General features: G+C 43.4%; 13 protein-coding genes. 4 read left to right on the forward strand and 9 right to left on the reverse strand.

Features of this window, described 5'->3' with window-relative positions; translation table 11 throughout:
• Positions 1-6: 6 nt before the first annotated feature.
• A complete protein-coding gene (locus HMPREF9145_RS03255) occupies positions 7-3,333 on the reverse strand; it encodes a SusC/RagA family TonB-linked outer membrane protein (RefSeq protein ID WP_021824956.1) in 3,327 nt (1,108 codons plus the stop codon).
• 920 nt (positions 3,334-4,253) lie between these two features.
• Between HMPREF9145_RS03255 and HMPREF9145_RS03260 the strand changes: the two genes are divergently transcribed.
• The gene (locus HMPREF9145_RS03260) at positions 4,254-5,921 is read left to right on the forward strand and encodes a formate--tetrahydrofolate ligase (RefSeq protein ID WP_021825056.1); all 1,668 of its coding nucleotides are present in this window, start codon (positions 4,254-4,256) and stop codon (positions 5,919-5,921) included.
• A 263-nt stretch (positions 5,922-6,184) separates the two neighbouring features.
• On the opposite strand, the gene HMPREF9145_RS03265 is transcribed toward HMPREF9145_RS03260, so the two are convergent.
• From HMPREF9145_RS03265 to surE, 8 genes are all read right to left on the reverse strand, one after another.
• Entirely contained in the window at positions 6,185-7,198 is a 1,014-nt protein-coding gene (locus HMPREF9145_RS03265; protein WP_036906368.1) for a DUF6261 family protein, read from the reverse strand.
• A gap of 333 nt (positions 7,199-7,531) precedes the next feature.
• Positions 7,532-9,133, reverse strand: a complete 1,602-nt coding sequence (locus HMPREF9145_RS03270; RefSeq protein ID WP_021824828.1) for a hypothetical protein — start codon at positions 9,131-9,133, stop codon at positions 7,532-7,534.
• Positions 9,134-9,185: 52 nt separating this feature from the next.
• Positions 9,186-9,437, reverse strand: coding sequence for a hypothetical protein (locus HMPREF9145_RS03275; RefSeq protein WP_155945263.1), 252 nt, complete (start codon positions 9,435-9,437; stop codon positions 9,186-9,188).
• A 563-nt stretch (positions 9,438-10,000) separates the two neighbouring features.
• Entirely contained in the window at positions 10,001-11,245 is a 1,245-nt protein-coding gene (gene serB, locus HMPREF9145_RS03290) for a phosphoserine phosphatase SerB (RefSeq protein WP_021825022.1), read from the reverse strand.
• 22 nt (positions 11,246-11,267) lie between these two features.
• Entirely contained in the window at positions 11,268-12,368 is a 1,101-nt protein-coding gene (mnmA, locus tag HMPREF9145_RS03295) for a tRNA 2-thiouridine(34) synthase MnmA (protein ID WP_021825057.1), read from the reverse strand.
• 11 nt (positions 12,369-12,379) lie between these two features.
• A complete protein-coding gene (locus tag HMPREF9145_RS03300) occupies positions 12,380-13,285 on the reverse strand; it encodes a YitT family protein (protein WP_021824933.1) in 906 nt (301 codons plus the stop codon).
• A gap of 476 nt (positions 13,286-13,761) precedes the next feature.
• The gene (gene lpxB / locus HMPREF9145_RS03305; protein ID WP_021824830.1) at positions 13,762-14,940 is read right to left on the reverse strand and encodes a lipid-A-disaccharide synthase; all 1,179 of its coding nucleotides are present in this window, start codon (positions 14,938-14,940) and stop codon (positions 13,762-13,764) included.
• A gap of 15 nt (positions 14,941-14,955) precedes the next feature.
• Positions 14,956-15,726 (reverse strand): 5'/3'-nucleotidase SurE, encoded by a 771-nt coding sequence (surE, locus tag HMPREF9145_RS03310; RefSeq protein ID WP_021825066.1) that lies wholly within the window; start codon positions 15,724-15,726, stop codon positions 14,956-14,958.
• A 103-nt stretch (positions 15,727-15,829) separates the two neighbouring features.
• Here surE and HMPREF9145_RS03315 point away from each other — a divergent pair, with 103 nt between their 5' ends.
• From HMPREF9145_RS03315 to HMPREF9145_RS03325, 3 genes are read left to right on the forward strand one after another with little or no spacing between them, the layout of a single operon-like run.
• Positions 15,830-16,594: a ParA family protein gene (locus tag HMPREF9145_RS03315; RefSeq protein ID WP_021825141.1), complete on the forward strand. Its 765-nt coding sequence runs from the start codon at positions 15,830-15,832 to the stop codon at positions 16,592-16,594.
• Between the two features lie 35 nt (positions 16,595-16,629).
• Positions 16,630-17,520 (forward strand): ParB/RepB/Spo0J family partition protein, encoded by an 891-nt coding sequence (locus tag HMPREF9145_RS03320; RefSeq protein WP_021825061.1) that lies wholly within the window; start codon positions 16,630-16,632, stop codon positions 17,518-17,520.
• A gap of 3 nt (positions 17,521-17,523) precedes the next feature.
• Positions 17,524-18,237 (forward strand): DUF5683 domain-containing protein, encoded by a 714-nt coding sequence (locus HMPREF9145_RS03325; RefSeq protein WP_021824814.1) that lies wholly within the window; start codon positions 17,524-17,526, stop codon positions 18,235-18,237.
• The last annotated feature ends 52 nt before the right edge of the window (positions 18,238-18,289 follow it).

The following is an 18,289-nucleotide window of genomic DNA, read 5'->3' on the forward strand; positions in this document are numbered from 1 at the left end:
CTATGTTTATAATCCTAATTTTAACGTCATTGTGAACTGGCGAGGGATAGGAGCTGCAACACCACCAGCGTTAACAAACTCAGGATCTTGACCGTTAAGTTTCTTATCTGCATAGATAAGGAAGAGGTTTGTTGCCTGGAGTTTCAATGAGAGATTCGTGAAAGGAGTAGCTTGAAGCAATGTTCTTGGGAACTCATATCCCAAAGAAATCTCCTTCATTCGAATGAAATCACCTTTAGCAGTGCGGTTACTGGTGTAGTTATAAGCATTATATGCGATTCTCAAATTACTGTCGTCACGATAATCGCGATAGGGCAATATTCCAGGAACAGAGGTTCTTTTCTCATTACCGGCCATTGTCCAACGGTTCTTAAACTCTTTAGTCATCGCTGTAAGGTCGTTATATCGTGCACTGAAAACAGGGTCAAGACGAACAAAACTACCAAAAGAGTAAGTCACAAATACATTAAGTCTCCAGTTCTTCCACTTCAATTCATTTCCTAAAGAGCCTGTAACAGTCGGCTCAGTCGGGCCTTCATAGATAAGATAACTATTATCCGTTCGGTTCTGGAAATTTATATTTGTAGAGGTCAACTGACCATTTTCGTTCAGATAAGTAGGTATACCATGGTCGGTAAGTCCTTGGAATGGCATAGAGAAGATAGCGCGATGAGGATATCCTTCCATTGTAAATCCACTACTTGCTTCACCACTTATGAGGTCAATGGTACGCGCATGACTCATCAACGACGTTACTTTTGTCGTTACATGTGAATAAATAAGGTTAGTTATCCACGTGAAGTCGCGATTCCGAATATTAGTCGTTTGGATTGAAAGTTCCTGACCTTGTGACTTCATTGAAGCCGTATTGGCATATCGCACAACTTGTCCACCAATACCTTGTGTTGCAATCGGACCAATCAAATCAAAGTTGTTACGCCAGAACAAGTCAAAAGTTACATTGATTCGGTTATTCAAGAAGCCCAACTCTGAACCGATATTAAACTCATGTTTCTTTTCATATGTGAGCTCAGAGTTCTCTAATTCGCTAATCTCTATACCCGTTTCTTTGTCTGTTCCGAATATTCTGTACGGTGTATATGACTTTAAGATTACTGTTGAATTTGTGTAAGTAGAAGGTCCTGGGTCTGCCGTGAGCGAATAAGATGTACGCAATAACGCATGTGTTAGCACATTCTTAAATGTATTTTTGAACCAAGGCTCCTCGCTTGCATTCCAACTTCCCGAGATATTCCAAGTCGGAAGCCAACGTGCACTGCGGCTTCTTCCAAGGCGGTTTGTACCTTCATAGCGGTAAGTGCCCGTCAAGTTGTAACGCTGTTTATAAGAATATGTGCCCGTAGCAAAGAAAGCTGCCGTGCGGTTATGAGTGTTATTAAGTGAATAGTAGACTGCATTATCATCAATGTTCTTTTTGAAGAACTGATAGATATAGAATGGAATTTCACCTCCATCATACTGCATACCGACGCCATTAAAGTAAGTACGCTTACGATCTACATTCGAAACATCAAGTCCTCCCAATACATTCAGACTATGAACTTGGTTGAAAGTGTGTGTATAATTAGCCGTTGCACGAACATCCCAGCTTATTTTCTGCAGGTCAGTCTTATGATAAAATCCTCCACTTGGCAACACAGAGATTGGCAATGCATAAGGATTTGTCGGATCTTTATAAAGATAATGGTTTGCATCTCGAATGATAGAGTTATCCATTGCACGATAAGCCTGTGCCTGATTTGAATGCTCTGTTATCTTATGTTCTTGCGAAGAAGTGTCATACTGCACTGCACCTATCAACGATAATCGTAGATCTTTGACAGGCTTATAAGCCATTTCAGCCTGGAATTTCGTGTTCAACACATTCATATCTATCTTGTTATTCTCCAACTCATTAAGGATATTGAAGGGAGCATAGTTAGCATGATAGTATGTGTTTGGGTCGAGAGCACGAGACGTATTCAATGCATAAGAGTAAGGGTTGATATCAAATTCACGCTTCACTTGACCGCTAACAACGTCTACATCCTGTGCCAATGTTCCCGGAGCTTGCTGCTTTCGATAAGAAGCTGAAGCCAACAGAGTAAGTGAAAGGTTATCAAGTAGATGATGAGTAGCATTGAAGTTTGCGGTATAACGCTTCACTTTTGAGTCTTTATACCAACCCGGATCATTCATAAACGACATAGAAACATAATAGTTTGACTTTGCCGTTCCACCACTTAGACTTACAGAATGATTCTGCATCAGTGCGGAAGAGAAGAGTTGTTTGAACCAGTTTGTATTGCGCATTTCAGCACTATGTAGATAAGAATCACGTGCTTCCTTTGTATTGGCTAAGCCAAACTGGCCTGTCTTTGGATTAAAAGTGTTGATGAGTTCATACATCTTTCCATACACTCCATAGTCACTTCCGTTCAACACATCAGAGAGATTGAGCCATCCTTTGTCTTGCATCTCCTGATAGATTCCCATCTGTTCTTGTGAGTTTAAGATGTTAAACTGACCATAAGTAGGAATCAAACGTGATGTAAATTCACCTGTATAACTTACATGAGCCTGTCCCGAACGTCCCTTCTTTGTAGTGACTACGATGACACCGCTCATGGCACGGGCACCATAAATAGATGTAGCTGAACCATCTTTCAATATCTGGAAGCTCTCAATATCATCTGAGTTCAGACCTGCTATGGCTGAAGAAATCAATGTTTCTGCATCACCTGATGACAAAGCATCGGCGCTAATGTCGGTGATATCCTCTTGAACGACACCATCAACAACCCATAATGGTTTTGAGTTTCCATAGATTGAAGTTGCACCACGCACATGAATCTTTGGCGCAGTACCAAAGGTTCCCGACACGTTTTGCACGCTTACACCAGCCGAACGGCCTTCAAGTGAGCGACTAACATCGGCCATACCGCCTATCAAAGCATCGCTTGCTTTAATCTGATCGGCTGCACCGGTGAACATACGGCGGTCCATAGTCGACACACCTGTTACCACAACCTCGTTCAATGTCGCATTGTTCGGGGTCAAAACAACCTTCATGTTCGCCTTAGGATTAAGCGTCTGAGCTTGCATTCCAATGTAGCTGATGACAACTTTCTTACCATTTGGCACCGAAAGTGAGAACTTTCCGTCTGCATCTGTCACTGTACCAACCTTAGAACCCTGCACAATTATCGAAGCACCGATAATGGGTTCGTTGTCTTCTGACGAGATAACTGTTCCGGAAACTTGTGTTTGTGCCACCGCAAAACCTATGCTTAGGAAGAGCGAAGCCAAAAACATCACGAGTCTTTTTTCCATAAATTCTCTCTCTTAAATTAATAAATTATACAACAATACAATTACTATTATCTTTAAACAGCAAACATTTTTAGAGAAGGCTACACCTTACTCTTAGAGCAGAGAGCACCTCATGGGGGCACTTTCTCTATTTATTTAATTAATCATCTCCAGTTGTACTCTATTTAACTAAACTGTTAATGGTTTTATATTAAGTTTTAATAAAATAAAATGAATAAAACATTTATTTGCAAATACAAAAGTAATGATTTTCCATATAACTACCAAACATTTATAATAAAAAATCATTTTTAATCAACTTTTGAATATAAATATCTCGTTTTTTGGTTATATTAATTACATATTGTTACATGCATTAAACTCTAATGCAAACCAAACCACGTTATATAAGATATTGAATAATTAACAAATAAGATAGGCGAAATAACCTATTTCCGTCAAAACGAGGACACAAGACGAAACACTCTACAAACCAATCCGTTTCATTCAATTCAACAGAAAGCAATAAACAACAAAACAAAATGCGTCAAACCACCGCGCAATCTGCCTCATTTCATCGCATGAAATACGTCTAATTGCAAGACCATTTGCATCAAATCATTTTGTTATTCGCTATATTTGTGAACAAAATATAATTCATAATTCATCTTATTCACAAGAATATTTGTATCTTTGCAACCTCATTATGGCTAATGAAAAAATAGCTATCGAAACACTATCGAACACTATCAATAGGCACTTTTACAGCAAATTCATCATCACTGCATGACATTCTGTTTGCTATTTTGCCAGAAATGTAGTCATGACGAGATTGAAAGTGTGACAAAGCTGCGGTCTTTTTATACCGCCTATAAAAAGGAGTTGTCACATTCTACCCTATCATTGGCAGATTGAATTCATAAAGAACATACTGAATAAAAATGAAAACCGAACTCGAAATCGCCCGCGAATGCCAGCTTCAACCTATCGAAAAGATTGCTGACAAGATTGACATCCCTAACGAAGAACTTGAGAACTATGGCAAATATATAGCCAAAGTGTCTTATCATCTCATAGATAAAGACCGCGTAGACAAAAGCAATTTGATTCTTGTTACAGCAATAAGTCCAACGAAATCAGGTATTGGCAAGACCACAGTTAGCATCGGTTTGTCGATGGCAATGAATCGATTGGGACATAAATCTGTGCTTGCTTTGCGCGAGCCTTCACTGGGTCCATGCTTCGGAATGAAAGGCGGTGCAACGGGAGGAGGCTATGCTCAGGTGCTACCTATGGACAAAATTAATCTTCATTTCACGGGAGATTTTCATGCAATCACCTCTGCTCACAACATGATTGCAGCCTTGCTTGATAATTATCTCTATCAACATCACGACGAAGGCTTTGCATTGAAGGAGGTGCTTTGGCGCAGAGTGCTCGATGTGAACGACCGAAACTTGAGAACTATCGCCACAGGATTGGGGCCCAAAACCAATGGTTTGTTAAGTGAAAGTGGCTTTGACATCACGCCAGCCAGTGAGATTATGGCCATACTTTGCCTTGCAACAGACGAAGAAGACCTTCGAAGACGCATCGATAATATCCTATTAGGCATCACGCTTGACAACAAACCATTCTGTGTAAAAGACCTCGGTGTGGGCGGAGCCATAACAGTTTTGCTGCGCGATGCACTCAATCCGAACCTCGTTCAGACTATAGAAGGAACGCCAGCCTTTATTCATGGCGGTCCGTTTGCTAACATTGCACATGGCTGTAACAGCGTTTTAGCAACAAAAATGGCCATGACTTTTGGCGACTTTGTAGTCACAGAAGCAGGCTTTGGGGCTGACTTGGGAGCAGAAAAGTTTATAGATATCAAGTGCCGTAAAGCCGGAATACAACCCCAACTCACGATTATGGTGGCCACCATCATGGGCTTAAAGATGCACGGAGGCATGCAAGTGGGCGACCCAGAGAATGGATGTTGTGAACATATTCGTAAGGGATTGGAGAATCTTGACAAGCATATTGCAAACATGCAACACATGGGTCAATCGGTTATTGTGACGCTAAACCGCTTTGGAAGTGATACAGATGAAGAGATTGCTATCGTCAGTGAACACTGCAAAGAAAAGGGAATTGGCTTTGCATTAAACGAGGCTTACATGAAAGGTAGTGAGGGATGTATGGACTTAGCACGTCTGGCTGTCGACGAAATCGCTGCAAATCCTTCACGAGACATTACTTATTGCTATGCAGATACAGACACAGTGCAAGATAAGATTACAGCAGTGGCTAAACAAATCTATGGTGCCAAGAAGGTAGTATTTAAGAAACAAGCGCTTAAAATGATTGAACGCATCTCGCAATGGCAGCTTGAACACTTCCCGATTTGTATTGCAAAAACGCAATATTCATTAAGCGATGACTCTAAACGATATGGAGTTCCAAAGGACTTTACATTGACTATAAGTGACCTTGTCATTAATACGGGCGCAGAAATGATTGTAGTTATTGCAGGAGATATTATGCGTATGCCTGGACTTCCACGTCATCCACAAGCAGAACGGATAGACCTCCAAGACGGACTGCTGATAGGTTTGGAATAAAGAAAGCACAGAAAGATTTCTGTTCGGCTTCCATATTTAATCGATATAATTCCTAATGAAAGAATTGTAGAATTCTGGTGTAGGACTATCCTCTTCCATATTTAATAGATGTAATTCCTAATCCCACATCTTTGAAAAGAAAGAAACGCAGGCCGTGTTATCACAACACAGCCTGCGCCAAGTCCTTTTTAAAGGCATTTCTCAAAAAGCATATCAAAACGATATGTCAAGGCAATTTTATCCATTCAAAACATTCTGCGTTTTCACTCTTCAGCCTTGGGCTTAATCTCATACTCGGGCTTTTCGGTCGTGCCTACCGCCCCGGGCTTTGCCGACTTCTTCTCATAAATGAAGAGCGAACCGTCCTTGTTCATGTCCACCCAAATGGTCTTGGCCTTGCCGTCGGGCAGCGTCTGGCCCTTAACGGCCAATTCGTAGTGGCGCTTGGCACCCGTGCCCTCGGTCTTGCCCGTGAACGACAGGCTGCCTTTTTCCAATTTCAAAAGCTGCTCCAAGGCTGTGAAGCCGGGTTTTAGGCGGGCTTCATATTCGGCCGTGCGCTTGTTGCGGGCCGTCTGCGAAGTGCCGGCGCGGTGGGCCAACTTCAGGCGATATTTATCCACCAAGGTGTTGTATTGCTTGATGAGTTCGGGCAGTTTCAGCGTCTCGGGCTCAAGGTCGTCGAGCGAGTCCATGCGGCGGATGACAGCGTTGAGGGCCTTGTCGGTGGCGGCACGCAGGGCCTTGACATCGAACACGCCCGAGGGCTGCGCCGATTTCAGGAGCGAGCGGTAGCGCAGTTCGAAATCGGAGTTGGCCGCCGACAGGCGCGTGATGCTGCCCGAAGCCCCGAGCTGCGCCACGGCCACCGACAGTTCGGCGGCGTTCAGGTCGGTCACAAGGTTCTTGATCATGCCCGTTTCCTTGTCGTAGTTGGCCGTCGCTAATTTCGGGTAGCGCCCAAGAACGTCGCTCATCTGCTGCGCCGATTTTCGCTTCGTCATGTCGTCCGAACAGCTGTGCATCTCGATCAGCAGCTGCAGGGCGCGATAGGCCTGGTCGCGCACGCGGTCGAGTTCCTCCAAATCGGCCGTTCCCTCCTGCTTCCGCGGCAGATTGAGTGCCTTGTCCTCCTCGGCCACAGCCGTCTTCAACGGTTCCAACACCGCCTTGATTTTTTCAATGGCCGACTCCTCGCACATCGCGATGACGTGGCCTGCAAACTGGAAGTGCTCCATGTTGTGGAGCCTGTCTTTTTGAATTGTTTTGATTTCCATGGGTTTTATAATTTAATAAGTGATAAATATGTTTCGGGATGCCCCGAAAGTTTGTTTTTCAAGATTTTAAGGCTTCGGGATGCCCCGAAAGCTTGTTTTTCAAATTTTTCGAGTTTCGGGACTCCCCGAAAGCTTGTTTTTCAGATTTTTCGAGCTTCGGGGCCCCCCGACGGTTCATTTTCACAAAAAACAGCTCGCCGGGGCATCCCGAAACCTTATTTTTCCGAATTTCTATCTTTCGGGATGCCCCGAAGCATGATTTTTCCCGTTTTTCGGGTTCCCAATGTCGGGACGAACCTATGATATCATTTTTTTGTCGTTACTATTTGCAGATTACTGGGCTTTCCAAAGGGGAATACCCGCCGCAAGATAGTTTGTCGTATTAATCCTCACGTTTGCATTATCAAACTCGAACGACCATTGATAGCTACCATATGCATGATCATAAGCCGTAGAGCAAGTGTAAACTCCTCTTGTACCGAAATACTGCATGACAAAAGGGGTAAAGGAGACAATGTCGCCATTATATTGTCCCAATGCGGGTACATAGAAATATCTGTTGATAACGGTAGCAGGAGGCATACCCTGCACTATGGGCTTTTCTGAGTCATGATCCGGATGTACCAAATCATTTGAACCATCATGTACACCAGGATAAGTATTTTTAAGTGCTGCTACCGTGGTAGAGTTCTCTTGCGCAATCACATTTAGCTTTTTTATCCATGCACCGCCGCGATAGATTTTCCCGCGGAAGGCGAAAGGTGTTGTGCCGTCCCACCGTACATCTCCACTGTCATAAATCCATGCCAGTTCGAATATATTCGGGCACTGCGCTGCAGACTGAGTGGCGTAGAAAAACTTATCGCCATAACCAAAGGTAATTGTAAATCCCGGAAGAATGGGAGCTGTCGAGTTATTGAGACGGACAGCATCAGGTTGAGGATTAGCACCAACAATATATTTTGGTGCATCGGTCGTATTATATTCACCTGTATTATAGTTGATGGCGGTCTTTCCAAACCACATATCTTCCTGTGCATCCCAGAGATAGTATTTCGTGCCCGAATAGTCTTCAAACAAGTGGGCGGTGATGGGGTAGATGGTGTTGGCGTGATAGTCTTTGGCATCAAGCGTCTTGGTGATGGTGCCGGTATTACCCGATACGGTGTTCCGTACGCTGTATTCCACCGTAAGGGCGTGCGTGCCCGGGGCAATCACCATGTAGGAGGCGTTGCGGGCCTGGTCGGTGGCGGCGTTGGTGATGTCGAAGTTGCCTGTAGCGAGGGTGATGGTGTTAGACGTTCCTGTGCCGGTGAGACCTGTTGTCGTGAGGGTATAGCTGCCGGCAATGTTGTTGTCGGAAGTTACTTTAATGCCTGTGAGCACCCAATTTGTGCCTGTGGCATTCGTAGTGCGGGGCAGGAAGCAGAGATACGAGGCTCTGTGTGTGAGCGTAAACGTATATCTCCCGTTAGGCTGCCTCGTGGCGAGCCCTGTTCCGCAGTCGCCCGCCGCTCCCACATGCGAGGTGGTGTTGGGGCTGCCTTGCGTTTGCGTAGTGGCAATGGTTACTGTGTTGTGCGATGTTCCGTTATTGCCCGTGTAATACACATCGTATGTAGCGGCATTGTAGCTACCCGTTTCGAAAACAAAGCTTGCCGTGGCAGCTTTCTCGGTTACATCTGTTTCGGCGCTGTTGTCGTCGTCGAGCCATATCTTGTCATTGGGCTCCCAATAGTAGGCAAGCGTACTCGCCGCGCGGTTGTAGTCGAGTGAAGTTCGGGAGAGGGGATTTTCTCCTGTTTTAATGGCCGTAGTGCCAACAAATGACGTACCCTGCTTTTCTGCTTCGGGCGTTTTTCCTGTTGTGTCGTTTTGCGCGCAGCCCGCCAGTACGAGTGCGAAGACTGCCATATAAAATAAATTCTTTTTCATTCTTTCTTTTCTGTTTATTGTTCGTTTTATTTTGTTTCAAACACGATGAAGACTAATCATCATAGTTGCTGTCGTCGTCATCCCATAAGTCCCAGCCTTTGGCATCACCGGTATCGCCGCCTACGCTTCCTCCTCCGTGTCCTCCACCTTGGTTGGTACCTTCGTCGCCAGTCTGCCCACTAACATGCCCGCCGTTGAACGAGGCTCGCAACAAATTGCTTTCAGACTGCATCCTGAACAATCTGGTGGCAGGAGTAAAGTATGCTCTCCTCTTTTTCTCTTTTTGTTCTTGATTTCTGTTCATAATTAAAATAATTAAAAGCCCGCTCTCGGTTCCACTTCAACGGGAACGGAAGTGAGGTTAGATAGAGAAATGAGAGCGGGGCCTGTTCTGTGAATATATTTATTGATTTCTTCTTATTTCGTTTTTTTGTTGAACGGCAAAAGGGCATGAAAAAGCGAACAAAGGGAACTTCGGAAAGCCCTTTGTTTATGGGAGATACGCCACGCTTCGCGCGCGCGTAGGATAAAGCGAAAAAAGTGGAGTTAGACGCTAAGTGCGCCTGTGTGTGTGTGTGTGTGTTAGCAAATTATTTGGATTGACCAAATAATCGGCGCAAAAAGATGCAAAGAATTTCAAAATTCCTTGCATGCTAATATTATGCTGATATGTCGTTGCTAACTCATTCACGGCGACAAAGGTATAACAAAGTTTTGGAACTGGCAAATAATCTGAAAAGAAATGTGAAAGGAGGTTGCCTAAGAAGCCTCTTATGAATACGGACAGCATTGATATTAGCTGTGTTCCCGCAAGGTCTATAGTTCTGTGTCATGCTGAAATTGGGCATAGCGCATTTGACTGAATGGCTACAGTTTCCCTTGCTCTCCCAAATAACTGTCCTTAAACCCAAGGAAATAGAGCACACCATCCAAGCCGATATTGTTGATAGACTGCTGTGCCGTTGCCTTCACACGAGGCTTTGCATGGAACGCAATTCCTAAGCCGGCTTCCGATATCATGGGTAAATCATTGGCACCATCTCCTACAGCTATCGTCTGCGCGAGATTCACTTGTTCGACTTGAGCAATGAGTTTTAGTAGCTCAGCCTTACGCTTTCCGTCGACAATCTCACCGATATAACGTCCTGTAAGCTTACCATTCTCGTCGATTTCAAGTTCATTTGCATAGACATAATCAATGCCATAACGACGCCGAAGCTGTTCACCAAAGTAGGTAAAACCACCGCTTAGAATGGCTATTTTGTATCCACATCGTTTCAAAACTGACATTAATCGGTCGGCACCTTCAGTGATAGGAAGGTGGTCTGCGATATCTTTCATCACGCTAATATCAAGCCCTTTGAGCAGTGAAACACGTTGAGTGAAACTCTCTTTGAAGTCAATTTCGCCTCTCATTGCACGCTCGGTAATGGCTTTTACCTTATCGCCCACCCCGGCACGCATAGCTAATTCGTCGATACATTCAGTTTGAATAAGCGTTGAGTCCATATCAAAGCAGATCAAACGCCGCATGCGTCGGTACATATCATCACGCTGAAAAGAGAAGTCTATCTCTTGTTCTGAGGCCAAATGCATTAGCTTTGACTGCATGAGTGAACGATTTTTGGGAGTTCCTCTCAATGAGAATTCAATGCAAGAACGCACATTTTTTTCAGGATGTTTTATGCTTATGCGCCCTGTCATGCGTCGAATGAAGTCGATATTTAAGCCTTGATCTGCGATAATCTTTGTTGCTGCAGCTATCTGTTTGGCTGAAAGCGTGCGCCCAATCACCGTTAGTATATATCTGTTTTTACCCTGATGATCAACCCACGACTCATATTCGTCATCAGAAATTGGCGAGAATCCTATGTTCACATTTAGCTCTTCAGCCTTAAAAAGCAATTCTTTCATCACCTGACCAGAATGTAACTCATCGATGCGAATAAGGATTCCAAGCGACAAGGTGCTATGAATGTCGGCCTGACCAATATCGAGTATGCGCGCATTATAACGCGCAAGAATCTCCATTGCGGCTGCAGTTAGGCCGGGACGGTCCTGTCCTGTGATGCGAATAAGTATCTGTTCTTCGTTTGATTTCAGTTTATCCATTTCGTGAAATGTATTTGCTGGTTTACAAAGTGATTTCTCCTGACCCATAACAACGATGGTGTTCAGCGTCATAAATCACGCAAAATTGACCGGGAGCAACACCATGTATCTTACTATCAGCATGGATAATATAAGATTGTTCTCCTGTTTTCTCAAGCTTAGCAGGTAGATATTCGGGCGTGTGTCGTATCTTAAAGGTGATTCGTTCGGGGAGATCGGGAAGATCAACACCCTCAGAACAGAACGTTACGGCATGGAAATCATGAATCTTAAAGCTTTGTTTGTAAGCGGTTTCTGGGTCATATCCATGACTGACATAAAGGATATTGTTTTCTACATCCTTTTTAACCACAAACCAAGGACCGCCTCCAAACCCAAGTCCTTTGCGTTGACCTATGGTGTGAAACCAAAGTCCTTTGTGCTCACCTATCTTCTTTCCAGTTTCCAATTCGATAACATCACCGATACATTCTCCAAGATATCGTCTCACATATTCATTATAATCGATATCTCCTAAGAAGCAAATGCCTTGACTATCTCGGCGCTTCGCATTAATAAGATGCTCGCGTTCAGCTATCTTTCTCACGTCATTTTTCTCAAAGTTTCCTATTGGAAAGATTGCCTTTTTCAGTTGCCAATCATAGATTTGTGCCAGGAAATCCGTCTGATCTTTAATGGGATCAGGACTCGTTATGAGCCATTTCCGCCCATCACTCCATTCAGTTTGGGCATAATGTCCGGTAGCAATGAGGTCGTAATTAAAGCCTATCTTCTCATCAAAAGCACCAAACTTTATGAGACGATTACACATGACATCAGGGTTTGGAGTGAATCCCATCTTCACCTTATCCATTGTGTATCGTGTCACCTTTGACCAGTATTCTTTGTGACAATCAATGACTTTCAGCTGACAATCAAAGCGTTTTGTCAACGCCGTTGCCATCTCTAAGTCTTCTTCACTCGTACAATCCCACTCCTCTTTCTCCTCGGGTCCTATCATGATATAAAAGCAGTCGGGGTGCAAGCCATGGCTAACCATTTCATAAAGCACCACACTACTATCGACACCTCCAGAGAGAAGAAGTGCTATGCGCTTGTCTTTTATCTCGTCATAATTTATCATTTGCCTGCAAATCAATCTTTATTCATTTTACTTAAATGCTTCTTTCCCACTTTCATTCGGTCGAAACCTAAACCATATACGCCTGAAACAGCGCTCTGACTCACAAAGGCTTGGGGGTCGACATCATCGATAATACGAAATATATTGTAGCTTTCGTTCTGCTTAGCAATAATGAACAACATTCCCATCTTTTTGCCTGTATAGAATCCATGAGCATCAATCACCGTGCAACCACGGTTGGCTTCATTGTTAATTAGACGCCCAATCTCTTCATATTTCTCTGAGATTACAAAGAATTGTACCGACCTTCTAAAGCCATTTATGACATGATCCACAGTGTAAGACATAACAAAGAGCACGATATATCCATAGATAACCTTCTCCCAACTGCCTATAACTAAGTAACTGGATGATATGACACAGAGGTCACAAATGAGTATAATGTGCCCCAAAGATATGTCTTTATACTTATGTATTATGGCTGCAATCACGTCGGAACCACCCGTGCTTCCATTACTTAAAAGGCTAAAACCCGTGCCCAAACCCAATAGTAATCCCCCTACTACACAGGCTAAAAACGGCTCGCTCTTAAACATGATATGCGAGCCAATTACACTCTGCCAAAGGGTTGTAAACACGGCAAAAATGCCCACAGCATAAATCGTTTTAATGCAGAATCTAAGTCCTAACACTTTCAAGGCTGCTGCCAACAAGACAACGTTTATAGCCAAATAGGTGTATTGAACGCGTATTCCTGTGGCCCAAAACACCACAGAAGATATACCCGGAAGACCTCCGATAGTTATCTTATGGGGTAAAAGAAAGACCACCCAACCAAGACTTCCCACAACCATTGCTAATGCAATGATGAGATAATCGTAGCAACCACGAACCAGTTTCTTATTCACTTGCTTCATAAAACAGTAGCTTTGTTTGACTGCAAAATTACAAAATAAAAGCTCAACTTTTGCAAATCGAACTCTAAAAGTGAACACAAGAACCTATAATCTAAGAAAAACTATGACGTAACTCAACAAGAAAGATTCTACAACATAAAAATAAGCCCACTACACCTTAGTTTATTTCATCACATCAAAAGATTTTGTCCATTTCACAAAATAGCACAAATCACGCGATAATCTGCCTTGAATTACCACGCAATATGACGCAAACCACGCAATGAATTGATACAAATTACAAAACGAAGTAATGTAATTCAAATCATCATCCAAATTGCATCACATTGTAGAGGAATATAAACAAGCTTATAGATTAGACCCAACCATGATAAATGTAGCATGCAATCACATGGCATTTTCATGCTAACAATATTGCCATTATCCTCTTTTCTAATCATCTAAGATAAGAAAAGACTTTCCCTAAAGCCACAAATCTACTCATTGCAACAATCTTCCTGGCGCAACATTCCCACCATTAGACGAGCAGCATTATCGGGAGCGACCTCGTCACCCAAGCGTTTTTCTACCTCCTTATAAGCCTGAAGCATCGGCGCTCTGCCCTCGCCCTCAGGAAGAATACAGCCGAGTTCGGCCACGATATTGCTCACATTGAAGCGATCAGCAAAGAGTTCGGGCACTACTTCTCGGTCTACAATGAGATTAACAAGGGAGATATAACGACATGAAAGAATATGATTGAAGGCCCAACGAATGAGTCGTGGCACCGGTGTTTTATAACAAACCACCTGCGGAACATGCAGTAATGCCGTCTCAAGCGTAGCCGTTCCACTGGTCACCAAGGCTGCAACGGCATGATAAAGCAGCCCATAAGTGTCATGATGAATGAGGTTAAAGGTAAGGCCAGTAACGTCAGTTGCATTGCCAATCACCTCTTGATAATAAGATGGTTCAATGGCTGGCGCTGCGCCAATAGCTATCTGATAGCGGTCTGAAAAGTGCTGAACGGCGCGCAACATCGGTACAAGATTGTCTTTAATCTCTTGCTTTCTACTTCCGGGAAGCAAAGCAATCATCGGGCGATTATCAGCTATATGATGCTTCAAGCAGAACCCATCGAAGTCTGTGTGGTATGTCGTGAGAAACTCATGAATCTCATATGCCGTTGGGTTTCCTACGTAATGAATCTTATAATGATGTTTTCCTTCATAGAAAGCTATTTCAAAAGGCAAAATCGAAAACATCTCTTTGACATCTCTTCGGATTGCTTTGATGCGCCATTCTTTCCATGCCCATATCTTCGGAGAGATGTAATAATAGACAGGAATGTGTGTATGTTGCTTGAGATACTTGGCAATATCGAGGTTAAAACCAGGGTAATCTACGAGGATAACAACGTCGGGTTGCCATGCCACGATATCCTTTTTACAGAACGACATGTTGCGAAATATCGTGCGAAGATGCAGTAACACCGGCACGAAACCCATGTAGGCAAGTTCTCGGTAATGCTTAACGCGCGTACCTCCAACGGCAGACATCAGGTCGCCTCCAAAGAAACGGAACGATGCTTCGTGGTCATTCTTCTTCAAAGAAGCCATTAAATGGGCTGCATGTAGGTCGCCACTGGCCTCACCAACAATGAGATAATATTTCATATCTGTATCAGATGATTAGAGACTCCACGACTTAACGGTATCTATAAACGCATAATCGGTGATATCAATGCGTGTTGGTGTGATGGCAATATATCCGTGATTGAGTGCCCATTGGTCGGTATCCTCAGCGTCAGGTTCGTCATTTCGGCACTCACCTGCCATCCAATAGTAGTCATATCCATGGGGATGACGCGCTTTAACGACTTCATTTATCCAACTACCAAAGGTCATTCGGCACACCTTTACACCCTTGAAAGGAGGTTGAGCGGGAAAGTTCACATTCAAACAAACTCCTTTCGGCAAGCCTTCTGCAAGGACTCGCTCGACAATCCGACACACATCATCGTGCAAATAGCTTAAATCGGCTTCGTCATCATAGTTACATGTTGAAAACGCTACAGACGGAATATATTTCATACAGCCTTCCCTTGCAACCCCCATCGTACCAGAATAATGGTTGTTTACAGTAGAATTGTCTCCATGATTGATGCCTCCGAGCACCAAATCAGGTTTCCGATGGCCACAAAGTTCACTCAAAGCAAGCTTCACACAGTCTACAGGAGTGCCATTACATGACCATACTTCGACGTCACCCATATTATGTCGGCGTTTCAAACGCAACGGAGTAGCAGCAGAAAAGGCACAGGAGAAACCCGAACGGGCCGCTTCTGGTGCACAAACAAGCACGTCGGCATGGTCTTTTAAGAACGAAACGAGGGTCTTGATTCCGTTGGCATGATAGCCATCATCATTCGAAATCAATATAAAAGGGCGCTTAATATTCATCTTTTACATTGTTAGTTTGCGACAAAAGTACGAAAAAAAGGTTTATTTCTCGTATTTCTCGGCTAAATTATGTAACTTTGCCCACAAATAAACTTTTTTCGAAATGGGAAAAATTATAGCTTTAGCTAACCAGAAAGGTGGCGTGGGTAAGACCACCACAACCATTAACTTAGCGGCTTCTTTGGCCACCCTTGAGAAAAGTGTTCTCGTGGTTGACGCCGATCCTCAAGCCAATGCATCAAGCGGTTTGGGTGTAGACATCAAAGATGTCGATTGTTCTTTGTATGAATGTATCATTGATCATGCCGATGTACGTGATGCTATTTATACCACAGATATCAATGGATTGGATATCATTCCCAGTCACATTGACCTCGTAGGTGCCGAAATTGAGATGCTGAATCTTGACAATCGGGAACGCGTTTTGAAAAATCTTTTGGCGCCCATCAGCAGTGAATATGACTACATCCTTATCGATTGCAGTCCTTCATTGGGACTTATCACGGTCAATGCACTAACGGCTGCCGACTCAGTAATTATTCCTGTGCAGTGTGAATACTTTGCCCTTGAAGGAATAAGTAAGCTACTCAATACCATCAAAATTATCAAAAGCAAACTCAATCAGCAATTAGAGATTGAAGGTTTCTTGTTGACCATGTATGATAGCAGACTGCGTTTGGCAAATCAAATCTATGATGAGGTGAAGCGACATTTCCAAGAACTGGTGTTCAAGACTGTCATTCAACGCAATGTTAAGCTAAGCGAGAGCCCCAGTCATGGGCTTCCTGTCATCCTTTACGATGCTGATTCGACAGGTGCAAAGAATCACCTCACCTTGGCAAAAGAACTGATTAACAAGAATGCATAACCCATTATTCTTGATAAGAAACAACGAAACAGAACATGGCAGTACACAAAAAATATAATAGTTTGGGTCGGGGACTTGACGCACTCATCTCTACTGATGCCGTGCGTACACAAGGTTCATCGACCATTAACGAGATAGCGATTGACCAAATTGAAGCCAATCCCAATCAGCCTCGCCGCGAATTTGACGACGAAGCACTGCAAGAGTTGGCGCACAGCATACGGGAAATTGGGATCATCCAGCCGATTACACTGCGTCAGACAGCTGAAAACAGATTTCAGATTATTGCAGGTGAGCGTCGATGGAGAGCCTCTCAATTAGCTGGTTTGAAAGCTATCCCAGCCTATATCCGCACGATAAAAGACGAGAACGTCATGGAAATGGCCCTCGTTGAGAATATCCAGCGTGAGGATTTGAACGCTATCGAAATTGCGTTGGCCTATGAACATCTGCTTGAAGGCAGTGGAATGACACAAGAAAAGGTTTCTGAACGTATTGGGAAAAGCCGTACGGCAATTACCAATTACTTGCGTTTGTTGAAGCTTCCTGCACAGGTTCAGATGGCATTACAAAAGAAAGAAATCGACATGGGCCATGCCCGTGCATTGCTTGCACTCGATAGTCCAGCGTTTCAAATCAAGCTTTTTAAAGAGATACTAAAGAATGGTTACTCCGTCAGAAAAGTTGAAGAACTGGTACAAGCACTAAAGAATGGCGATGATATTGAAAGCGGAAAGAAGAAGATTATCGCACGAAACCAACTACCAGAAGAGTTCTGTGAACTTAGAAATCAATTGGCTTCATTCCTCAATACAAAGGTACAGATGACTTGTTCTCCAAAAGGTAAGGGAAAGATTAGCATTCCTTTTGCCAATGAAGCAGAACTCGAGCGTATCATGAACCTCTTTGATAAACTGAAAGCTTGAAGCATGTCTTTCCCAAGACTCATTCATATCATTGCCTGGGCAGCATTACTTGTGATGCCTCAGTGTGCTAAAGCACAACACAACGAGCCTCGTGTGTTGATGTCTGACACAACACATCTTAAAGCAAACGAACTGTTAACACACAAGGATAGCGTCAATTTATTGGCCGATTCCGTAGCAATGAAGAAGAAAGCCAAACGAGATTGGGCCACATGGAGACCTGATCCGAAACGTGCTTTGTGGCTTGGACTCGTGCTTCCTGGTGCAGGTCAGATATACAATCGTAAGTATTGGAAACTTCCTATCATATATGGTGGCATTGTAGGATGCCTCTATGCCATGAACTGGAATAATCAAATGTATCATGATTACGCCCAAGCTTACATGGATATCATGGACAATGATCCGACAACGGCAAGCTATAATCAGTTCATGCACTTAGGAGCGAGGATTACAAATGACAACATATCACGATACCAAACGTTGTTTAAAAGTCGTAAAGATAGATTCAGAAGGTGGCGAGATATGAGTTTCTTTGTACTTGTAGGTGTATATGCTTTGTCGGTAATTGACGCCTACGTAGATGCCTCTCTGTCTGAATTTGATATTTCAAACGACCTCAGTTTGCGTATTGAGCCAGCTGTTGTAAACATAAATAATCAACGAAACCCTCTACGGGGTGGTGGAATAGGTATGCATTGCAGTCTTACTTTCTGACCTTATATAAAGCATAAGCTCAGGAAATAACAATTATCCTATAAAAAAAGAA

Source organism: Segatella salivae F0493 (assembly GCF_000477535.1).
Lineage (GTDB): Bacteria > Bacteroidota > Bacteroidia > Bacteroidales > Bacteroidaceae > Prevotella > Prevotella salivae.